Source organism: Streptomyces sp. NPDC053431, assembly GCF_044544925.1.
Classification (GTDB): Bacteria; Actinomycetota; Actinomycetes; order Streptomycetales; family Streptomycetaceae; genus Streptomyces.
In genome coordinates this window covers 143,218-162,818 of record NZ_JBITXX010000001.1, presented here as the reverse complement: position 1 = coordinate 162,818, position 19,601 = coordinate 143,218, and the positions used below count along the sequence as shown (strand labels likewise).

The 19,601-nt window shown below is 71.6% G+C and carries 19 protein-coding genes and 1 riboswitch; of the genes, 7 read left to right on the top strand and 12 right to left on the bottom strand.

The window, feature by feature from the left end:
* Positions 1 to 97: 97 nt before the first annotated feature.
* The 3 genes from ACIGXE_RS00680 to ACIGXE_RS00670 form a co-directional block, all read right to left on the bottom strand.
* Complete coding sequence (locus tag ACIGXE_RS00680; RefSeq protein WP_399740887.1) at positions 98 to 823, bottom strand: YidC/Oxa1 family membrane protein insertase; 726 nt, start codon at positions 821 to 823, stop codon at positions 98 to 100.
* 305 nt (positions 824 to 1,128) lie between these two features.
* Complete coding sequence (locus ACIGXE_RS00675) at positions 1,129 to 1,437, bottom strand: DUF6412 domain-containing protein (protein ID WP_399740885.1); 309 nt, start codon at positions 1,435 to 1,437, stop codon at positions 1,129 to 1,131.
* 28 nt (positions 1,438 to 1,465) lie between these two features.
* Complete coding sequence (locus ACIGXE_RS00670) at positions 1,466 to 2,011, bottom strand: winged helix-turn-helix transcriptional regulator (protein WP_399740882.1); 546 nt, start codon at positions 2,009 to 2,011, stop codon at positions 1,466 to 1,468.
* A 107-nt stretch (positions 2,012 to 2,118) separates the two neighbouring features.
* Between ACIGXE_RS00670 and ACIGXE_RS00665 the strand changes: the two genes are divergently transcribed.
* Entirely contained in the window at positions 2,119 to 3,687 is a 1,569-nt protein-coding gene (locus tag ACIGXE_RS00665) for an MFS transporter (RefSeq protein WP_399740879.1), read from the top strand.
* A gap of 134 nt (positions 3,688 to 3,821) precedes the next feature.
* Here ACIGXE_RS00665 and ACIGXE_RS00660 read toward each other — a convergent pair whose 3' ends face one another.
* Entirely contained in the window at positions 3,822 to 4,640 is an 819-nt protein-coding gene (locus ACIGXE_RS00660) for a class E sortase (RefSeq protein ID WP_399740876.1), read from the bottom strand.
* 63 nt (positions 4,641 to 4,703) lie between these two features.
* Between ACIGXE_RS00660 and ACIGXE_RS00655 the strand changes: the two genes are divergently transcribed.
* The gene (locus ACIGXE_RS00655) at positions 4,704 to 5,705 is read left to right on the top strand and encodes an SEC-C metal-binding domain-containing protein (RefSeq protein WP_399740873.1); all 1,002 of its coding nucleotides are present in this window, start codon (positions 4,704 to 4,706) and stop codon (positions 5,703 to 5,705) included.
* A 295-nt stretch (positions 5,706 to 6,000) separates the two neighbouring features.
* On the opposite strand, the gene ACIGXE_RS00650 is transcribed toward ACIGXE_RS00655, so the two are convergent.
* The gene (locus ACIGXE_RS00650; protein ID WP_399740871.1) at positions 6,001 to 6,789 is read right to left on the bottom strand and encodes a hypothetical protein; all 789 of its coding nucleotides are present in this window, start codon (positions 6,787 to 6,789) and stop codon (positions 6,001 to 6,003) included.
* Positions 6,790 to 6,994: 205 nt separating this feature from the next.
* Between ACIGXE_RS00650 and ACIGXE_RS00645 the strand changes: the two genes are divergently transcribed.
* Complete coding sequence (locus tag ACIGXE_RS00645; protein WP_399740868.1) at positions 6,995 to 8,761, top strand: DUF262 domain-containing protein; 1,767 nt, start codon at positions 6,995 to 6,997, stop codon at positions 8,759 to 8,761.
* Positions 8,762 to 8,823: 62 nt separating this feature from the next.
* The gene (locus ACIGXE_RS00640) at positions 8,824 to 9,126 is read left to right on the top strand and encodes a hypothetical protein (protein WP_399740865.1); all 303 of its coding nucleotides are present in this window, start codon (positions 8,824 to 8,826) and stop codon (positions 9,124 to 9,126) included.
* A 195-nt stretch (positions 9,127 to 9,321) separates the two neighbouring features.
* On the opposite strand, the gene ACIGXE_RS00635 is transcribed toward ACIGXE_RS00640, so the two are convergent.
* The 4 genes from ACIGXE_RS00635 to ACIGXE_RS00620 form a co-directional block, all read right to left on the bottom strand.
* Complete coding sequence (locus ACIGXE_RS00635) at positions 9,322 to 10,590, bottom strand: DUF445 domain-containing protein (protein ID WP_399740862.1); 1,269 nt, start codon at positions 10,588 to 10,590, stop codon at positions 9,322 to 9,324.
* Between the two features lie 12 nt (positions 10,591 to 10,602).
* The gene (locus ACIGXE_RS00630; protein WP_399740859.1) at positions 10,603 to 11,580 is read right to left on the bottom strand and encodes an ATP-binding cassette domain-containing protein; all 978 of its coding nucleotides are present in this window, start codon (positions 11,578 to 11,580) and stop codon (positions 10,603 to 10,605) included.
* A 96-nt stretch (positions 11,581 to 11,676) separates the two neighbouring features.
* Complete coding sequence (locus ACIGXE_RS00625) at positions 11,677 to 12,642, bottom strand: ABC transporter permease (protein WP_399740857.1); 966 nt, start codon at positions 12,640 to 12,642, stop codon at positions 11,677 to 11,679.
* The gene (locus ACIGXE_RS00620; protein WP_399740854.1) at positions 12,635 to 13,438 is read right to left on the bottom strand and encodes an ABC transporter permease; all 804 of its coding nucleotides are present in this window, start codon (positions 13,436 to 13,438) and stop codon (positions 12,635 to 12,637) included. Before ACIGXE_RS00620 ends, ACIGXE_RS00625 begins: the two co-directional genes overlap by 8 nt.
* 131 nt (positions 13,439 to 13,569) lie before the next feature.
* Between ACIGXE_RS00620 and ACIGXE_RS00615 the strand changes: the two genes are divergently transcribed.
* The gene (locus tag ACIGXE_RS00615) at positions 13,570 to 16,089 is read left to right on the top strand and encodes a transglycosylase domain-containing protein (protein ID WP_399740851.1); all 2,520 of its coding nucleotides are present in this window, start codon (positions 13,570 to 13,572) and stop codon (positions 16,087 to 16,089) included.
* On the opposite strand, the gene ACIGXE_RS00610 is transcribed toward ACIGXE_RS00615, so the two are convergent.
* From ACIGXE_RS00610 to ACIGXE_RS00600, 3 genes are all read right to left on the bottom strand, one after another.
* Positions 16,067 to 16,387 carry a DMT family transporter gene (locus ACIGXE_RS00610; protein ID WP_399740848.1) on the bottom strand — a complete coding sequence of 107 codons (321 nt, stop codon included), beginning with the start codon at positions 16,385 to 16,387 and terminating at the stop codon, positions 16,067 to 16,069. The two genes, ACIGXE_RS00615 and ACIGXE_RS00610, sit on opposite strands and share 23 nt — an antisense overlap.
* Positions 16,388 to 16,421: 34 nt before the next feature.
* A riboswitch (guanidine-III (ykkC-III) riboswitch) is annotated at positions 16,422 to 16,498 on the bottom strand.
* Between the two features lie 65 nt (positions 16,499 to 16,563).
* Complete coding sequence (locus ACIGXE_RS00605; RefSeq protein WP_073807849.1) at positions 16,564 to 16,902, bottom strand: co-chaperone GroES; 339 nt, start codon at positions 16,900 to 16,902, stop codon at positions 16,564 to 16,566.
* Between the two features lie 76 nt (positions 16,903 to 16,978).
* Entirely contained in the window at positions 16,979 to 17,299 is a 321-nt protein-coding gene (locus ACIGXE_RS00600) for a DUF3618 domain-containing protein (protein WP_399740844.1), read from the bottom strand.
* Between the two features lie 122 nt (positions 17,300 to 17,421).
* Here ACIGXE_RS00600 and bcp point away from each other — a divergent pair, with 122 nt between their 5' ends.
* Both bcp and proP read left to right on the top strand, forming a co-directional pair.
* Positions 17,422 to 17,895 carry a thioredoxin-dependent thiol peroxidase gene (gene bcp, locus ACIGXE_RS00595; protein WP_399740841.1) on the top strand — a complete coding sequence of 158 codons (474 nt, stop codon included), beginning with the start codon at positions 17,422 to 17,424 and terminating at the stop codon, positions 17,893 to 17,895.
* Between the two features lie 112 nt (positions 17,896 to 18,007).
* Positions 18,008 to 19,504, top strand: coding sequence for a glycine betaine/L-proline transporter ProP (proP, locus tag ACIGXE_RS00590; protein ID WP_399740838.1), 1,497 nt, complete (start codon positions 18,008 to 18,010; stop codon positions 19,502 to 19,504).
* The last annotated feature ends 97 nt before the right edge of the window (positions 19,505 to 19,601 follow it).

Genomic DNA, 19,601 nt, shown 5'->3' with positions numbered 1-19,601 from the left:
CGGTCGCCGTGAGCCCGCCAACGGGTTTTCGCGGGGGCTCCGTGGCCGGCCGGCTGCCACGGAGCCACTCCCCCGACCGCAGGAGGAGGCGCTTGCCCTAGACGGTCGGCGCCAGGGCCCCGGCGGCGGGCATGTCCCGGTAGAGGAAGGCCCGCTCGACGGCGCTCCAAGTGGTGCTGGTGACGATGTAGAGCGCGGCGGCCAGCGGCACGACGGCGACGGAGATCAGCGTCGCGAAGGAGAGCAGAGGCAGGTAGCGGGCCATGCCGGCGGCGAGCGCGGCACCCGGCTGGCCGGGGTCGGCGGCCGGGGCGGCGGCCTGCTGCCGCTTCGCCCGCACGTAGTTGTACGTGGCGACGGCGGCCACGAGCGCGAAGAGCGCGAGGTAGACCAGGCCGGCCGGGCCGAGGACGCCGCCGTGGGAGAGGGCGTCGGCGTAGTGGTCGCCGAGCGGCGCGGCGAAGAGGCTGTGGCCGGCCATCCGCCCGCTGGAGAAGAGATGGAACATCAGGAAGAACGCGGGCGCCTGGAGCAGGCTGGGCAGGCAGCCGGCGAACGGCGAGACCTTCTCCTCCGCGTGCAGCTCCATGACCGCCTTCTGCAGCCGCTCGGGGTTCTTGGCGTGCTTCTTGCGCAGCTCGGCGAGCTGGGGCGCGAGGCGCGTGCGGGCCTTCTGGCCGCGGGCGGCGGCGCGGGAGAGGGGGTGGATGGCGAGTCGTACGGCCATCGTGAAGAGGACGATCGCGGCGGCGGTGGAGGCGGTCGCGAACAGCGGCTGGAGCAGGTCGGCGAGCTGCTCGACCAGGGAGGCGAAAACGGACATGGGAGCCCTCCGTAGGGTCTCGTCGTGCCGGGAGAAAGGGGATGTCGGCAGGACGGAACCGCGCGGAGAGCGTGGGTGGTGAACCTCGGAGAAGCAGGACTCGGCTCTCCTCGGAGAACCGGGACTCGGCTCCTCGGAAGACCGAGGTACGACTCCTCGGAGAACCGGGACCCGGCTCCTCGGAAGACCGAGGTACGACTCCTCGGAGAACCGGGATTCGGCTGTCCTCGGAGAACCGGGGTGCGGCCCCCGGAAAACCGGGGTGCGGCTCCTCCGAGAACCCGGGAGAACTGCTGGTCGTCTCGCTACGCGGCCGTCAGGAGGGGACGTCCCGGCGCCCGGGGCCGGCGGCGGCCTGGTGCGTCGGGGTCGCGTTGCGGCAGGAAGGCGGTGCGCCGGGCGCGGTCGCGCAGGGCCGTGCGTACCCGGGTGGGCGGTACGGGCAGGGCCGAACGGGCGCCGGTCAGGGCGTAGAGGAAACCGGCCGCGGCGACGGCGAAGGCGGCGGAGAGACCGGCCCCGGCCCCGCTCGAGCCGTCGGAGAGCAGCAGATCGGCGAGGGCGAGGAGGACGAGCAGCGGCGCGAGCACGCGCAGGACCAGGTCCTTGAGCATCTCATCCTCCTTTCGCAGATCTCGTCCGTTATACACGACGGGCGTCGGGCGGCGAGAGTTCCAGCGGGACGAGAAGCCGGCGCGGGGCGAGCAGGGCGCGGCTGACGGGGTCGGCGGGGTCCGGGTCGAGCCCGGCGCCGGGCCGCATCTCGATGTCGGCGGGGTGGACGGGGATCCGGCAGGCCGGGCACTCGCCGTACGGGCCGACCTCGGTGCCGCAGTCGACGTGGTGGAAGTGCCGCATGGGAACGGCCCCGGGCAGTGCCTCGCGCCCCCACAGCCCGAGCGAACGCAGGACGGGCCACAGGCCGATGCCGCGCTCGGTGAGCACGTACTCGTCGCGCGGCGGCGACTGCTGATAGCGGCGCTTGTCGAGGACGCCGAGGTCGACGAGGGTCTGGAGGCGGGCGGCGAGGACGGCGCGGGGGGCGCCGAGGTGGACGAGGAAGTCGCTGTAGCGGCGGACGCCGTAGAAGGCGTCGCGCACGACGAGAAGGGTCCAGCGCTCGCCGACGACCTCGAGGGCGCGGGCGATGGAGCACTGCTGGGTGGCGTAGTCCTTGCCGAGAGCCATGGGGCCGAGTATAGCGAACCGGGTTCAATGAACGAACTAACCCTGTTACGGTGGGCGAGCACCTAAGGTTCATTCACCGAACCCATCCCGCTCCCCGAGGACCTGCCATGCCCGAGCCCACCCCAGCGCCGCCGGCCTCACAGCTCCCCGGCCGAACCACCTCGCGCACCCGCACCAGCACCACCCCAAGCCCCAGCCCCAGCCCCAGCCCCACCCCCGGCCCCAGTCCCAGCGCCCGACCCCACTCCCACCCCGCCCGCGACTCCGACCCCTCCCCCGCCACCCACCTCCCTCCCCACCTCCCTCCCGACCCCGGCTCCCGCCCCGGCGCCACCCTCGCCGTCACCAGCGCCGCCACCGCGCTCACGCTGATGGACTACACGGCCCCGATGCTGACCCTGCCCGCCACGGCCGCCGCCTTCGGTACGGCGCCGTCCGCGCAGGCCTGGCTGCTGAACGGCACCCCGCTCGGCCTCGCCGTCCTGCTCCTCGTGGCGGGCAGCCTGGCCGACGAGCACGGACGCCGCCGCGTGTTCCTGCTGGGCACCCTCGCCCTCGGCCTCACCACCGCGCTCGGCGGCCTCGCCACCACCACCCTCACCTTCACCCTCGCGCGCATCGCGCAGGGGGCGGCGAGCGCTGCCGTGCTGGCGGCCAGCCTCGGGCTGCTGGCGCAGGCGTACCCGACCGGCGCGGCACGGATCCGGGCGACCGGGGTGTGGGGCGCGTTCGTCAGCGCGGGCATCGCGCTCGGCCCGCTGCTCGCGGGCACGCTGAGCGGCCTGGCCGACTGGCGGTGGACGTACGAGGCCCTGGCGGCGGGCACCCTGCTCGTGGCCGCGCTCGGCACCCGTGCCCTCGCCGAATCGCGCACCCCGCGGGAGGGCCGCCCGGACATCGCCGGCGCGCTCAGCCTGGGCCTGGCCCTGGCCGCGCTGCTCACCGCGCTGACCCTGGGCCGGGACGGCTGGCTGCGTCCGTCCGTGGGCCTGCTGCTGCTCGCGGCGGTGGTGCCGACGGCGGTGTTCGTACGGGTCGAGCGGCGGAGCCGTACGCCGATGATCGATCTGGAGCTGTTCCGGCGCCCGGCGTTCCGGGCGGCGACGGCGGGGGCGCTCTTCACGGGCCTGGCGGTGATCGGCTTCTTCAGTGTGCTGCCGGCGCTGTTGCAGCGGGGCGCCGGGATGTCCCCGCTGAGCACGGCGTGGCTGTTCCTGCTGTGGTCGGGCACGGCGTTCGTGGTCGCCCTGCAGACGCGCCGCCTGGCGGGCCGGATCTCGGCCCCGTACCAGCTGGCGGTCGGCTTCGCGCTGTCGACGGTAGGGGTGCTGACCCTGCTCGGCGCCCTGGAGGGGAGCGGCCACGGGAGCGGACACGGGGGCGGGGCCGACTGGCTCCGCCTGCTGCCCGGCCTGCTGGTGGCGGGCGCGGGCAGCGGCCTGCTGAACGCGGCGCTGCCGCGCATGGCCGTGGACTCCGTACCGCAGGAGCGGGCGGCGATGGGCTCCGGCGCGAACAACACGGCCCGCTACATCGGCTCGTCGGCGGGCGTGGCCCTTGCCCTGGCGATGTCGACGGCGGGCCCGGACGCGGCGGTCGTGACGTCGGCGGCGCTGGGCCTGGCGGGTGCGGTGATCACCGTAGCGGCGGCCCGGGGAAACAGCCGGAAGAGCTGAGAGACCGCGGACAACCGGGCAACGACCGGACAACCGGTCGACGGGTCGACGGGCAGACGGGTCGACGATCACGCTCAGCCGGCGACGAGCGTCGACGATCACGCTCAGCCGGCGACCAGCGTCGACGATCACGCTCAGCCGGCGACGAGCTTGGCCCAGACGACCAGCCGGTATCGGGAGGTGAACTCGGGCGTGCAGGTGGTGAGGGTGAGATAGGCGCCGGGCCGGTCGTAGCCGTAGGACGGGTGGACGAGGGACCGGGGGACGGGCTCGATGACCCCGGTGTCGCGGGCGGAGGTCTGCGGCAGAACGCGGTCGACGCGGTAGGTGAAGGTCCCGCCCCGGGTCCGAACGGTGATCCGGTCCCCTTCCTGGAGCCGATTGATGTAGCGGAAGGGCTCGCCGTGGGTGTTGCGATGCCCGGCGAGGGCGAAGTTGCCGGTACGGCCGGGCTGGGCGGTGCCGGGGTAGTGCCCGACGTAGCCGCGGTCGAGCACCTGGCGCTTGCCGACACCGGCGGCGACGGGAACGGTGAGGCCGAGCCGGGGGATGCGGAGGACGGCGTAAGCGGAACTGGCCCCGGGCGTGCCACCGGACGCACTGCCGGACCGGCCCCCTCCCCCTTCCCCCGGACCGCCGCCGGAGGCAGGACCACCGGATGGCGCCCCGCCGGAAAGGGCCCCGTCCGTCATCCCCTCCGTCTCGGAAGGTGACACGACGGGGGGTGAGGCGTCCCACTCCCGTTCGAGGGCGCGCACGGACTGGACGGCTTCGGTGCGGGCCTGCTCGTTGGTCCACCACAGCTGGTGGACGACGAGGAGGACGAGGAGAACACCGCAGGTGACGAGGCCTTCGGCGCAGGTGAAGAGCGCACGCCCGACGGGCCCGCGCCCTCTGCGCGGGCGCCCGCGCGCCTGCACGACCACCGGAATGCGCTCCTGCCGACCCCGCACGGCGGGCACGATAAGCGCTGACGCGCCAACTCTCCAGGGCCGTACAGCAGTACGGTGGTCGACATGCGCCCCGACACGCCTGCCGATCACACCACCGAAGCCGAGCGCCTGCTCCGCACCGCGGGGCAGTACCCGGAGGACCGCGAACCGCTGCTGCTGCGCGCGGCGGCCCACCTGGAACTGGCGGGCGAGCGCGAGAGGGCGACGGCCCTCTACGACGACCTCCTCTCCGGCGCCCCGGCCGACCCCTTCCTCATCAGGTCGCTGAAGGCGGCGAACCTGTGGGAGTACGGCCATGAGGCGGAGGCGAGGGCGATCATCGAGGGCGTCCGGCGGGCCCGCCCGGAGGAGCCGGCACCCTGGGAGATCGTCGCGGAGACGCTGGAGTCGCACGACGAGCTGGAGGAGGCGGAGGCGACGTTCACGGAGGCGGCCGGCCTGCTGCTCCCGTCCGACGCGGAGGACATCTCGTACGCCCTCCAGTCCCTCCTGACCGGCCGGCACCGGGTCCGCCGTCTGCTGGCCCTGCCGCACGACGAGGGCGACACCCTGGCGGACCGCCTCCACACGGCGGACGTCCCGCTGGACGAGCTGCACGACCCGAAGCGCCTGTGGGCCCTGGGCTCCTCGGACCCGGCGGAGCTCCAGGCCGAGATCGCCCGCCTCCGCTCGGAACTCGGCTCCTACCGCACGGCCCTGTCCCGCCCCTTCCCGGTGGCGGTCCTGCACTGGCCGGAGGCGGAACTGGACGAGCTCCTGGCGGCCTATCCGGAACTGGAGGCGGAGTACCCCACGTACCGGGCCCACCTCACCGACATCGAGGCCTCCCTCCGCGAACTCGCCCAGTCCGGCACCCCCAACCTGGGCATCGTCCCGGCCACGGTCCCCTCCTACGAGGCCTTCGCCGCCTCCGAGTCCTCCACCCCCGCGAACCCGGACCTCCTCCCCCAGTACGCCACGACCCTGGCAGCCCGCGGCCGAGCGACCGCCTGGCCCCCGGCCAGGTCGGCGGAGTGCTGGTGCGGCTCGGGGCGGACTTACGGGGAGTGCCACGGGGCGGACTGAAGCCCCGGAGTCACGGCAAACAACCTCTCTCTCAGCCACCGACGCATCACGCCTGGTACGAATGGCGGGGGCTGATGAGGGAGGGGACGCAGTTGAGTGGCGTACTCGCGAAGCACGTCGCCGACACCGTGCGTCGTGTACCGGACGGGTTGGCGCCGGGAGAGCGGGGCCACGCGGCCGCATGGGTCTGATAGCGGCGGCCGGTTACCGAGGTGTCAGTCGTCCTGTTCTGCGACTCCTCGATCGCGGGGAGTTGACGTTGCGCGGGCGGTGGCGGATGCCACCGCCCGTGCGCTCATCCTGCCGACGAGGTAACGCTCTCAACGACCTGAGTGATCTCCTTGACCACTCCCGTCCCTGACTCTATGGCGGTCTGCACCGTCGCCATGCCCGTGGCGAGAAGAGCGGATGCCGCGATGAAGGAAACGAAGCCGCGCCGCCACTTGCCACCGGTCTGCGGGTCCTGGCCGGTGAGCACGGTGGAGGCTTGCGCCAGCGCCCCGATGACCGACGTGGACTCACGGGAGATGCGAGCGATGCCAAAAAGCTGAGCGTTCTCGATCAGCCACAGAAGATGCCGAATCTGAGCCGCGATTTCCTCGCGCAAGGACGGGGCAAGCTCGGAATCCGGCGTCTGCTCCAGGAGTTCCAGCCAGGAGGAACAACTCTCCTTCAGCGTATCCAGGTTGGAACCGGCAGGCGCCGACGCCGTGCCCTGCAAGGCCCCTTGCAGGAGGTCGGCCGCCGAGGCCAGGTGATCGAGCGTTTCCTGGGTGACGAGAACGCGTGCAGGTCGACCGGAGTCCGTCCAGCCCACATCCGGCTGGACCACTGCCGTCCACCACTGCGGGAAGTACCGGGAGTATCGGGCCTGCTGCGCTTCGGGTAGTGCTTGGACCTGCTGAATGGTCTCCGCGAGAAGGCCGGCGACCTCGGCGTGACGACGCGCGAATTCCGGCGACCCCCATTCGGCACCAAGCGCCGCCGCCCAGCCCTTTCGGAAATTCTCGGCACCGGATCCCCAGACCCTGGCCAGAATGTCGTGCAGCCCATGGGCACTCGTCCGGGGAATGCGACTCTCCATCCCCACCCTCCCCCGCTCTCACGGTCAGTAAGAAGCATCGAAGCTACCAGACGTGCGGAGCACGGCCGGGCAAGCGGGCGTCCCTTCCGGACAATGAGGTAACAATTCACCATAAACTACGCACCAGTTGACGGAGATGGAGCCATCTCCGTCACACCGCACGCGCGCGTCGATAGCCTTGGCGAGAACCCGGGAAGGACCCACCATGGCCATCATCAAGAACGCCGCACGCCAAACACTCGGCCAGCTGATCGGCGCGAATAATCCCCCTGTCGTCGTCCCTGATGACAGTCAGCGGCAATACGCTTGGGGAAAGCGCGAAGTAGACACCTACTGGCAAGACATTCTGAAGTTCATGCGGGCCCGCAGCACCGGGAGCCAGGCGTCATCCGAGTACTTCATAGGCCCGATCGTCACCATCACGGACGACAAGATCACGACGCGCTCCCTGCTTGATGGCCAGCAGCGTCTCACCACGTCAACGATCCTGATCGCCGCCATACGCGACACCCTCGGCGCCATGGCCGCGACCGAGGCCCGCGTCATGGCGAACAACCTGCAGCGGGACTACATCGCGCGCCGCGACGGGCGGCACGCCCAGCCGCAGTACTTCCTGACTCTTTCCCTGTTCGATCGGGACTTCTTCAGGGACTACATCCAGAACTGGAGCGAGACGACCGGCCGGCAGTTCACCACGGAGAAGGCCTCGCGCCCGTCACACAAACTCATTGAGGATGCCTACGGGGCCTTCAAGACGCACATCATTCGGGCTCTGGACCACATTCACGACGACGAAACGCGGCTCGACTGGCTGGACGAGCTCGCGGATTGCCTCATGAAGGGGCTGGTATTCGTGGAGGTCCAGACTCCCACGTCCAGCGACGCCAATGAGGTATTCGAAACGATCAACTCCCGGGGCAAGGACCTCTCGACCGTCGATCTCGTCCGAAACTTCCTCATGGAAAAGAGCAGGAACGACGACGAGAAAGACCGCGTCAACAACGCGTGGCGCTCGCTCCTCGATGGATTTGAGCGACGCGAGGACATAGAGAAGTTTCTCCGTCACTTCTGGGTGGCGCGACACGGTGACGTCCGCTCGCACAGCCTGTACACGACGATCCGAGAGGAACTCACGGATCGGTTCGACAACGCGATGCCCCGCTACGAGGTGCGCACCTTCGCCGCCGAGCTCCAGAACGCGTCCGGCCGCTACATCGAGCTCATCACCTCCGACACCGGCGTCGAAGAACTCGACGGGCTCCTCGACGAGGTGCGAAGCCTCAGCGCGGACGCTGCCTACCCGCTGCTCCTGGCGATCTCGGAGGCGGCGAACTACACCGAGATGGTCAAGGTGACCCAGGCCCTCATCAGCTACTACGTCCGTTGGACGGTCGTCGGCCGACGTGAATCGACCCTGCTGGAGGAGAAGCTCTTCAAGTTGTCCAAGCAGGTCAGCGCTGGCCTCAGCACGGACGACGCGTGCGCTCAGATCACCAGCTGGACCCCCGACGACGGCACCTTCCAAACCGACTTCGCCCAGGCGTCCATCCCGCGCAGCACCCAGGCGCGGTATCTCCTCAGCACCATCGAGCAGTACCTTCGACAGCGCGCCGGCGTCGACGACGTCGTCGTGGCCGGCACGACGGCGGTGCACGTCGAGCACGTCTACCCCCAGTCCCCGGAGGCCGAGTTCAGACTCGACGACCACGGTCAGTGGATCAACCGACTGGGGAACCAGACCCTCCTCCACGGCCGAAAGAACCGGTCTGCCTCGAACAAGACCTACCCGGAGAAGGTCAGCGCCTACGACTCCTCCTCGCTCCTCATCACTCAGGACACGGGGATCGAGCGCCTTTGGGACGACGAGCGCGGCGCGTGGCGCGTCCGCGGAATCGACGAGCGGCAGGCGGAGCTTGCCAAGATCGCACTCGACGTGTGGCCCGTCGGGGCCCGCGATGAGGGCACTCTCTGACCGCACGGAGAACGCCCTGGTTAGGCTCGTTCCGAGACCGTACCCGCGAGAAAGGCCCCACCATGCCCCGCATCCCCTCCCCCGCCGTCGCCGCCGCCGGGCTCGTCGGTGGGTACGCCGTAGCGCGGTGGACCAAGAAGCGGCCGCTCGGTGGGGTCGTGCTGGCGGTGGCCGGTGGGGTGGCGGCTCGGGAGTGGCAGCAGGTGGGTGGGGCGAAGGTGGCCGGGGGGCTGACGGCCGCCTACGTGGCCGCCTTCGCCGGGTCCCACCCGCTGGCCAAGAAGATCGGGGCCTGGCCCGCCGTGTTCTCCGTGGCCGGAGCCATGGCCGGGGCCGCGTACGCCGTGACCCGCAAGACGGGCTGAGGCCGCCGGGACCGGACGCGCGGTGGCCGCTTCTCCGTGGCCGGAGCCATGGCCGGGGCCACGTACGCCGTGACCCGCAAGACCCGCTGAGGCCGGGCTCGGACGCGCGGTGGCCGCTTCTCCGTGGCCGGAGCCGCGTACGCCGTGACCCGCAAGGCCCGCTGAGGTCGCCGGGCCCGGACGCGCAAGGGCCGGTCAGCCGCCCAGGGCGTGGCTGACGGTGTAGATCAGCAGGCCCGCCAAGGCGCCCACCACCGTGCCGTTGATGCGGATGAACTGGAGGTCGCGGCCGATGTTGGCCTCCAGTTTCCGGGAGGTCTGGGTGGCGTCCCAGCCGGCGATCGTGTCGGTGATCAGGGACGTGATCTCGGTGCGGTAGGTGGTGACGACGTAGGCCGCCGCGTCCTCCGCCCAGCCTTCGACCTTGGTCTGGAGGCGGGTGTCCGAGGACAGGCGCTGGCCCAGGGAGATGAGGGAGGCGCGGGCGCGGCGGCGGAGCTGGCTGCTGTCGTCCTCGGCGGCGGCCAGCAGCAGCGCGCGGACCGACGACCAGGCCGAGGCGATGATGTCCTGGACCTCCGGCCGGGCCAGGAGCTCGGACTTCAGGCGTTCCACGCGGGCGCGGGTGTCCGTGTCGGCCTGCAGGTCGGCCGCGAAGTCCGCCAGGAAGCGGTCGATCGCGGCGCGCGCCGGGTGGGCCGGCATGTCGCGCATCTCCGTCACGAAGCGGAGCAGCTCGCGGTAGACGCGGTCGCCCACCTTGCGGTCCACGAAGCGCGGGGTCCAGCCCGGGGCGCCGCCCTCGATGGCCTCCATCACCGAGGCCCGGTGGGTCACGAGCCAGTCGTGGCCCCTCGCACAGATCAGGTCCACCGCCCTGCGGTGGGCGCCGTCCGTCACCATCCGGGCCAGCGTCTTGCCCAGGGGCGGGCCCACCTCCGCCGACTCCGCCCGGCGGGTGATCGCCTCCCCGACCACCGCCTGCACGTCCGAGTCCCGCAGAACGGTCAGGGCGCCGCGCAGGGCGGCGGCCAGTTCCGAGGTGACCCGGTCGGCGTGCGCGGGGTCGGCGAGCCACGCTCCCAGGCGGCGGGCGATGGCGAAGCCGCGCAGCCTGCCCCGTACGACGTCCGCGGAGAGGAAGTTCTCGCCGACGAAGGAGCCGAGCGACGCACCCAGCTGGTCCTTCTTCGTCGGGATGATCGCCGTGTGCGGGATCGGCAGCCCCAGAGGGCGGCGGAAGAGCGCCGTGACCGCGAACCAGTCGGCCAGCGCACCCACCATGCCGGCCTCCGCCGCGGCCGCCACATAGCCCGCCCAGGCGCCCGCGTCCGAGGCCTTCGCCCAGGTGGCCAGGGCGTAGATCGCCGCGACCAGGGCCAGCAGGCCCGTGGCGAGGGCCTTCATCCGCCGGACGCCCCTGCTCTTCTCCTCGTCCGCCGCCGTGTAAGTGAAGCTGACCATCACCCCACCTCCCTATCTGAGGGACTCCGCAGCCGCATCCGGAGTTCCCCGGTACATCTTCGCGATCACCGCCTCGATGTCCGGTTCCCGCACCGAGAGGTCCACAAGCGGGTACGCGGCGGCCACCGCCGCCACCACCGGGGCCGCCGACGCGGAGGACGGCAGGGACAGCCACTGGCGCGGACCCTCGGCGCGGACGAAGCGGGCGCCGGGTACGTCGATCGGGGGCGCCTCGCGCGCCAGGTCGACCACGAGCAGCCGCTCGCTCTCCCCGACCGCGTGGAGACCCGACAGCTCGCCGTCGTACATCAGGCGCCCGTGGTCGATGACCATCACCCGCCGGCACAGCTGCTCGATGTCGGTCAGGTCGTGGGTGGTCAGGAGGACCGTCGTGCCGCGGGTGGCGTTCAGCTCCTTCAGGAACTCCCTGACCTTCGCCTTCGACACCACGTCCAGGCCGATCGTCGGCTCGTCCAGGTACAGCACCTCCGGGTCGTGCAGCAGCGCCGCCGCGATGTCCCCGCGCATCCGCTGCCCCAGCGACAGCTGCCGTACGGGCACGTCCAGCAGGTCGCCCAGCTCCAGGAGGTCCACGCAGCGGGCCAGGTTCTCCCTGAACCGGGCGTCGGGGATCCGGTACATGCGGTGCACGAGGGCGTACGAGTCGCGCAACGGGAGGTCCCACCACAGGGTGGTGCGCTGGCCGAAGACCACCCCGATGCGCTCGGCCAGCCTCGTGCGTTCCCGCGACGGGTCGATGCCCGCCACCCGCAGCCGCCCGCCGCTGGGGGTGAGGATGCCGGTGAGCATCTTGATGGTGGTGGACTTCCCGGCCCCGTTCGGGCCGATGTAGCCGACCATCTCCCCCTTCCCCACCGTGAAGGAGATGCCGTCGACCGCCCTGACCTCGCGCTTCTCCCGGCGGAGCACACCGGTCCGCTTCCTGATGGTGAACGTCTTCTCCAGCGCCTCCAGCTCGATGAAGGACATCTCGGGCTCCTCCGCCTTCCTTCGGTCCGTCCCCCTCCGGGGATCTGATTCCGCCGGCCCGATTCCCCGGGCCACCGTGCCTCGCACCGCGCCGGTCTAACTGCCCGTCGATCTGTACGCCCGCAGCCCCGTCCGCCACGTCCATCCCGCCACCGCGCAGCACGCCACCGCCACCACGGGCGAGGCGAACGCCGTCCACCCGGGCACCCCGGCCGGTGCCGGGCGGCCCAGGACGTACAGGGCCGGCAGCCAGTTCACGAAGGCCAGGGGCACCACGTACACGACGCCCCGCACCAGGTCCTGCGCGAAGATCGTCGGCGGGTACTGGAGCATGGTGTTGCCGCCGTACGTGAAGGAGTTGGTCACCTCCGCCGCATCCTGCAGCCAGAACAGCGCGGACGCCCCGACCACCATCACCGCCGCGAAGATCAGTGCACCGCTCAGCAGCATCACCGGCACCAGCAGCACCTTCAACGGCGTCCATGACACCCCGTCGAGCAGCACCAGGCCCCAGGTCAGGACCAGCAGGCCCTGCGCCAGGCGCCCCAGTCTCCGCAGCGCGAAGCGGTCGGCCGCGACCTGGGCCAGGACCGGGGCCGGCCGCAGCAGGAAGGTGTCGAGGGAGCCGTCCCGCACCCGCTTGCCCATCCTCGGCAGCGAGCCCATCACCAGGTCCGCCAGACCGAAGGACGTGCCCGTCGTCCCGTAGAGGAAGGCGACCTCGGGGAAGGTGAAGCCGCCCAGGCCCTCGACCTGACCGAACATCAGGAGGATGACGACGAAGTCGAAGAAGGTGACCGTGAAGGAGGAGAGGAGGGTCAGGGCGAAGGAGGCGCGGTACGTCACCGTCGAGCGGATCCACATCGCCGCGATCATCCGGTACGTCCGCCACGACTCGGCCGCTCCCGTGCGGGCCCGGCTCCCACCGGCCCCGCGCACCCCCTCCGCCCGCGCCTCACCCGTCCCGCGCACCCCCGCCGTCCGCGCCTCACCCGTCCCGGGCGCCCTCGCCGTCCGCGCCTCATCCGCCCCGCGCACCCCCTCCGTCCGCGTCTCACCCACCCTGGACCACCACCTTCCGCGTCGCCGCCGCCTGCGCCGCCCGGCCCGCCGCCAGCAGTACCACCGCCCAGCCGGCCTGGAAGGCGTACGCACGCGCCAGCCCCCAGCCCTCGTACCGTTCCAGGTAGACGTCCGCCGGCACCTGCAGCATCGACGCCCACGGCAGCGTCCGGGCCACCTCGCCCAGGGCGCCCGGGAAGACGCCGAGGGGGAGCAGCATGCCGGAGAAGAACAGGCCGCCGAGCCAGGCGACCTGGACCACGCCCTGCCCGTCGAGCAGCCAGAAGGCGCTCATCGCGACCAGGTACCAGATGGCGAAGCTGACGATCGAGCCGAGCGCCACGGCGAGGAGGAAGGCGAGCCAGGTCCAGGGGCTCGACGGCAGGGTGAAATCGAAGACGAGGGCGCCGAAGGCCATGGGGAGGACGCCCCGGCCCAGGAGCTGGTAGGCGGAGCGGCCCAGGTTGGCGGAGAACCACCAGGTCTGGAGGTCGGCGGGCCGGTAGAGGTCGACCGCGATGTCGCCGGTCCGGATGCGCTCGATGAGCTCGTCCTCGAACCCGCCACCCATCAGTCCGCACACGGTGATGAGGGCCTGGCCGATCCACACGTAGGCGAGCGCGTCGCCCATGTCGTATCCGCCGAGCGAGGGACGCGCGTCCCAGAGGGCGATATAGGTGTACGACAGGATGAAGCCGAAGACCGTGTTGGTGAAAACCCCTGCCGCCGTGGCCACCCGGTAGGTGGCATGGCGCCGGAAGCCACCTGCCGCCACGGTGGCGTAGAGCCGGAGCATGCTTCCGTCTCCTCCCGCTCTTTTCGCTCGTTCCCGTCCGCGCCAAAGGGGCCGACCTTAGTGGGATTTCCCGTGTCGTCGCGAGCGGATTTCCGGCCCCTCGGGCCCCCTCGGGGGCAGGATGTACTGTTATGTCCCCTTCATCCGGTATGCCCTCAGGTGCGGCGAACGAGGTCCTGCCACCCGATCCACCCGGTCCGGGCCCACGCTCCGGTGCCGACCCCCGCTCCGGTCCCGGCCCCCGGTCCGGCCCAGCGCCCCGCTCCGGTCCCAACTCGGACGGCGGCTGGGACCCGCGGGACCCCACCCTCCCCGCCCCGCCCCCGAGACGCACCGGCGACCGCCCCGGCCGCGGCCGCCCCCGCAGTCGTCCGCGCCGCATCCTCCGGCGTCTGTTCGGCCTGCTCGCGCTCGGTGTCCTGCTGCTCGTCGGCGGCTTCGTCGCCGGCTACCTCCTCGTGGACATCCCGGCCGCGAACGCCACCGCCGTCGCCCAGTCCAACCTGTACCTCTACCGGGACGGCACCCAGATCGCCCGCGACGGCGAGGTCGACCGGGAGAACGTGAGCCTGGAACGGATCCCGGTCGCCGTCCAGCACGCCGTCCTCGCCGCCGAGGAACGCGACTTCCACACCTCGCAGGCCGTCGACCCGCGCGCGATGGTCCGCGCCACCTGGAACACCCTCACCGGCAAGGGCCGCCAGTCCGGCTCCACCATCACCCAGCAGTACGTCAAGAACTACTACCTGGGCCAGGAACAGACCCTCACCCGCAAGGCGAAGGAGTTCTTCATCGCGCTCAAGCTGGGCCGCGAGAAGAGCAAGGCGGAGATCCTCGAGGGCTATCTGAACACCAGCTACTTCGGCCGCAACGCCTACGGGGTCCAGGCCGCCGCCCGCGCCTACTACGGCAAGGACGCCAAGGACCTCGACACCGCCGAGGGCGCGTACCTCGCCTCCCTCCTCAACGCCCCCAACGCGTACGACGTCGCCACCCACCCCGAGAACCGGGACCGGGCGCTCGCCCGCTGGCACTACGTCCTCGACGGCATGGTCAAGGAGGGCTGGCTCTCCCCCGCCAACCGGGCCGCCGCCGTCTTCCCCGCCCCCCGGCCGGCGCACGCCTCCGCCGGGCTGTCCGGGCAGCGCGGCTATCTCGTGCAGGCCGTCGAGCAGTACCTGACGGAGAACGGCATCGTCGACGAGAAGACCCTGGCCGCCGGTGGCTTCCGGATCACCACGACCCTGGAGCGGGCCAAGCAGGACGCCTTCGTGAAGGCCGTCGAGGACCACGTGACCTCGAAGCTCGACCCGGCCCGCAACCCGGCCGACCGCTGGGTACGCGTCGGGGGCGCGGCCATCGACCCGGCGAGCGGCAAGGTCGCCGCGATCTACGGCGGCATCGACTACACCAAACAGTTCGTCAACAACGCGACCCGCCGCGACTACCAGATCGGCTCCACCTTCAAGCCCTTCGTCCTCGCCGCCGCCCTCCAGCACGGCGCGCAGACCCAGGAAGGCGAACGGATCACCCCCAACACCTTCTACGACGGGGACAACCGGCGCCCGGTGCAGGGCTGGAGCGGCGCGCCCTACGACCCGGCCAACGAGGACGACACGAACTACGGCGCCATCACCGTGCGGGCCGCCACGGACTACTCGGTGAACGCCGTGTACGCCCAGATGGCCGTGGACGTCGGACCGGCCCGGGTGCGCGACACGGCCGTCGCGCTCGGCCTGCCGCGCCGGACCCCGGACCTCACCGCCTCGCCCTCCATCGCGCTCGGCCCGGCCACCGCCAGCGTCCTGGACCTCGCACAGGCCTACGCGACGCTCGCCAACCACGGCGGGCACGGCTCGTACACCCTGGTCGAGAAGCTCGTCCGGGACGGCGAGGAGTTCCCGCTGCCGGGCTTCGCCGGCCGCCGCCAGGCGATCGGGCGCGAGGCCGCCGACACCACGACCTCCGTGCTCAGGAGCGTCGTCGAGGGCGGCACGGGCACGGCGGCGCTCGCGGCCGGGCGGCCCGCGGTGGGCAAGACGGGCACGGCGGAGGACGACAAGGCGGCCTGGTTCGCCGGCTACACCCCCGAGCTCGCGACCGTGGTCGCCATGATGGGCCAGGACCCCGAGACGGGCCGGCAGCTGCCGCTGTACGGGGCGCTCGGGCAGCCCCGGATCAACGGGGGCGGGACACCGGCGCAGATCTGGGCGCAGTTCACCCGCGACGCGCTCGCCGGGGTCCCGCCGAAGGACTTCGACCTGCGGCTGATGGCCGGCGCCGAGGAGGAGCCGGTTCCGCCGATGCCGGACGACCCCGGGGCCGAGGGGTACGAGGGCCCCGGCGCGAACCGCCGGCCCCACCACCCCCGCCCGACGGTGCCGAGGGTGCCGGGGCGGGAAGAGGCGGTACGGGAAGGGGCCGGCGGCGCACGGGACCAGACGGGACCGCAGGCCGGGCCCGAAGTCGTGCCCCGGACGCCGGAGCAGGCCCAGGAGCTCGTACGGAGCTGGGAAGCCGCGCCCGGCACCGGCCCGGGGGCGGCGTCGACGGAGGTCTTCCCGACCGCGGCGGCCGAGGCCCCGCTGCCGGACCGGCCCGCGCCGGTCCCGCCGGTGGGACCCCCGGTCAGTGGCCCGACGTCGCCTTGAGGCCGACCACGGCCACGAGCAGCAGACAGACGAAGAAGATCCGGGCGGCGGTCGCCGGTTCGCCGAGGACCACCATGCCGAGCACCGCCGCCCCGGCCGCGCCGATGCCGACCCAGACGCCGTAGGCGGTGCCGATGGGCAGGGTCTTGGCGGCCTGAGAGAGCAGCATCATCGAGGCGACGATCCCGGCGGCGGTCAGCACGCTGGGCCAGAGACGGGTGAAGCCCTCGGTGTACTTCATGCCGATCGACCAGCCGACCTCGAGCAGACCGGCGACGAGGAGAAGAACCCAGGCCATGACGACGAACACCTCCGCGAGACGGATCAACAGGGGTGCGTCGTCTTGTCGTGGAACCCGGTACGGCGCGTCTCGTCGGGTACGTCCACTTTAGCAAAGAGCGGGCAAAGGGCCTGGTGACACCGGTCACCAGGCCCTTCGCGCGGACCGGCCCGAAGCGGACCGGCCCGGAGGTCCTAGAGGTACAGCCCGGTCGAGTCGGTCGCGCCCTGGAAGCGGTCGGCGGCGACCGCGTGCAGGTCACGCTCCCGCATCAGGACGTACGCCACGCCCCGCACCTCGACCTCTGCACGGTCCTCGGGGTCGTACAGGACCCGGTCTCCGATCTCGACCGTGCGGACGTTCTGCCCGACGGCGACGACCTCGGCCCAGGCAAGGCGGCGGCCCACGGCCGCGGTCGCCGGAATCAGGATGCCGCCGCCCGAGCGCCGCTCCCCCTCGGGAGAGTCGGTCCGGACCAGGACCCGGTCGTGGAGCATCCGGATGGGCAGCTTGTCGTGCGTGTTCTCGCTCACGGTTCGAACCTACCTGCCCGGGCGTGTCGTCCGTACCCGGGACGGGTCAGAAGGCGCCGGGAGAACTCCAGGACGGTCAGCCCTTGCCCCTGCGGGAGGACGCCGCGATCAGCCCGACCACGGCGACGGCCACGAGGGCCACCGGCACCACCCGCTCCAGACGCGGCGCCCCGTCCTCGCTCGTGAAGCGGGCCTTCACGTCCGAGACGAGACGGTTCACGGCGACGAACGCCCGCCCCGCGGTCTGGTCGACCTGGGCGGCCACCTTCGCCTTGGCGTCCCCGATGATCGTCTTCGGGTGCATCCGAATGCCGATCTCGTCGAGAGTGACGGCGAGCTGCTCGCGCCGGCGGACGATGTCCGCCTCGATCTGCGCAGGGGTCCTGGCGTCCGACACCGCGCTGCCTCCGTAGTCGTGTTCCGGTCGTTGCGGACAGTCTGTCAGCTCATGCCTGCCAGGGTCGGCACAGACCCCCATTAGGCTGGGTCGGCGTACGCGTACGACCTCCGAGGAGAGCCATGAGCGAGCGACTGCAGCCCGGCGACACCGCCCCCGCCTTCACCCTTCCCGACGCGGACGGCAACGAGGTCTCCCTCGCGGACCACAAGGGACGCAAGGTCATCGTCTACTTCTACCCGGCCGCCCTGACCCCCGGCTGCACGAAGCAGGCCTGCGACTTCACGGACAACCTCGACCTGCTCGCCGGCGCCGGCTACGACGTCATCGGCGTGTCGCCGGACAAGCCCGAGAAGCTCGCGAAGTTCCGCGAGAAGGAGCACCTGAAGGTCACGCTGGTCGGCGACCCGGACAAGAAGGTCCTGGAGGCGTACGGCGCCTTCGGCGAGAAGAAGCTCTACGGCAAGACGGTCACGGGCGTGATCCGCTCGACCGTCGTCGTCGACGAGGAGGGCAAGGTCGAGCGCGCCCTCTACAACGTGAAGGCGACCGGCCACGTCGCGAAGATCCTCAAGGACCTGAAGATCGAGGCCTGACACCCCTCCCCCGCCGTGACGTGGATCGCAATCCACGTCACGGCCCGTTTGCGGCCGGCGTGACCGCGCAGACGTCCTTCCTGGAGCACCCCCGGAGAAAGGACGTACGGCCATGCCGGCCCCCGACCTCGACCACCCGGCCGACGCCGGCGCCCTGAAGCGCCACCCCCGGCTGTTCCGGGCGGTCAGCCGACGGCAGCGGCCCCGGCTGCGCCGTACGGACATCACGGTGACCGACGAAGCGGCGGTCAGGCGCGCCGTCCGGGCGGCCTCGCTCGGCAACGCCATGGAGTGGTTCGACTTCGGCATCTACGCCTATCTCGCCGTGACCCTGGGGCACGTCTTCTTCCCCGCCGGCAACGACACGGTCCAGCTGCTCTCGTCGTTCGCGACCTTCGCGGTCGCCTTCCTGGTCCGCCCGCTCGGCGGTCTGGTCTTCGGCCCCATGGGGGACCGGCTGGGCCGCAAGAAGGTGCTCGCCCTGACCATGATCCTCATGGCGCTCGGCACCTTCGCGATCGGCCTGATCCCCTCGTACGCCGCCATCGGCTTCTGGGCACCGGCCCTGCTGGTCTTCTTCCGGATGCTCCAGGGCTTCTCGACGGGCGGCGAGTACGGCGGCGCCTCCACCTTCATCGCCGAGTACGCGCCGGACCGCCGGCGCGGGTACTTCGGCAGCTTCCTGGAGTTCGGCACCCTGGCGGGCTACGTCGGCGCCGCGGGTCTGGTCACGGCGCTCACCGCCTGGCTGGGCTCCGACACGATGGAGTCCTGGGGCTGGCGGGTGCCGTTCCTGGTCGCCGGGCCGCTGGGCCTGGTCGGCCTCTACCTCCGGATGCGGCTCGACGAGACCCCCGCGTTCCAGCGGCTGGAGTCGGACCCGGCCCACCCGTCGACGGCCGCGGACGCGGTGGAGACCTCCGCCAAGGGCGACCTGGGCAGGATCTTCCGCGAGCAGTGGCGGGCGCTGGTCCTCTGCGTCGCGCTGGTCGGCGCGTACAACATCTGCGACTACATGCTGCTGTCCTACATGCCGACGTACCTGTCCGACGAGCTCGGCTACAGCGAGACGCACGGACTGCTCGTACTGCTGCTCGTGATGGTCCTGCTGATGCTGGTCATCACCCGGGTCGGGCGGCTGAACGACCGGTTCGGCCGCAGGCCGGTGCTGATGACGGGCATGCTGGGCTTCCTGTTCCTCTCCCTGCCCGCGTTCCTGCTGATCGGCCAGGGCGGCGTGCCGGCGATCACGGCGGGCATGCTGATGCTCGGCCTGTCCCTGGTCTGCCTGCTCGCCACCATGTCGGCGGCCCTCCCGGCGCTCTTCCCGACCGAGGTCCGCTACGGCTCCCTCTCGGTCGGCTACAACCTCTCCACGTCCCTCTTCGGCGGCACGACGCCCCTCGTGATCACCGCCCTGATCGGCGCGACCGGCAGCACACTGATGCCCGCGTACTACGCGATGGGCGCGGCCCTGGTCGGCGTGGTCGCGGTCGCCTGCATGAAGGAGACCGCCCGCCGCCCCCTGGAGGGCTCGCCACCGGCGGTGGCAACCCCGGAGGAGGCGGCGGAGATGGTGACGGCCCAGGCCCCGGAGCCGAAGTTCTGACATCCGGCTCCCATCCGCCCCCCCAGCCCTGAACGGCCCGCGCCGGCCCCGTCCGCGCGGGCCGTTCGGCGCGCCCGCCGAATTGCGATATCCGCAC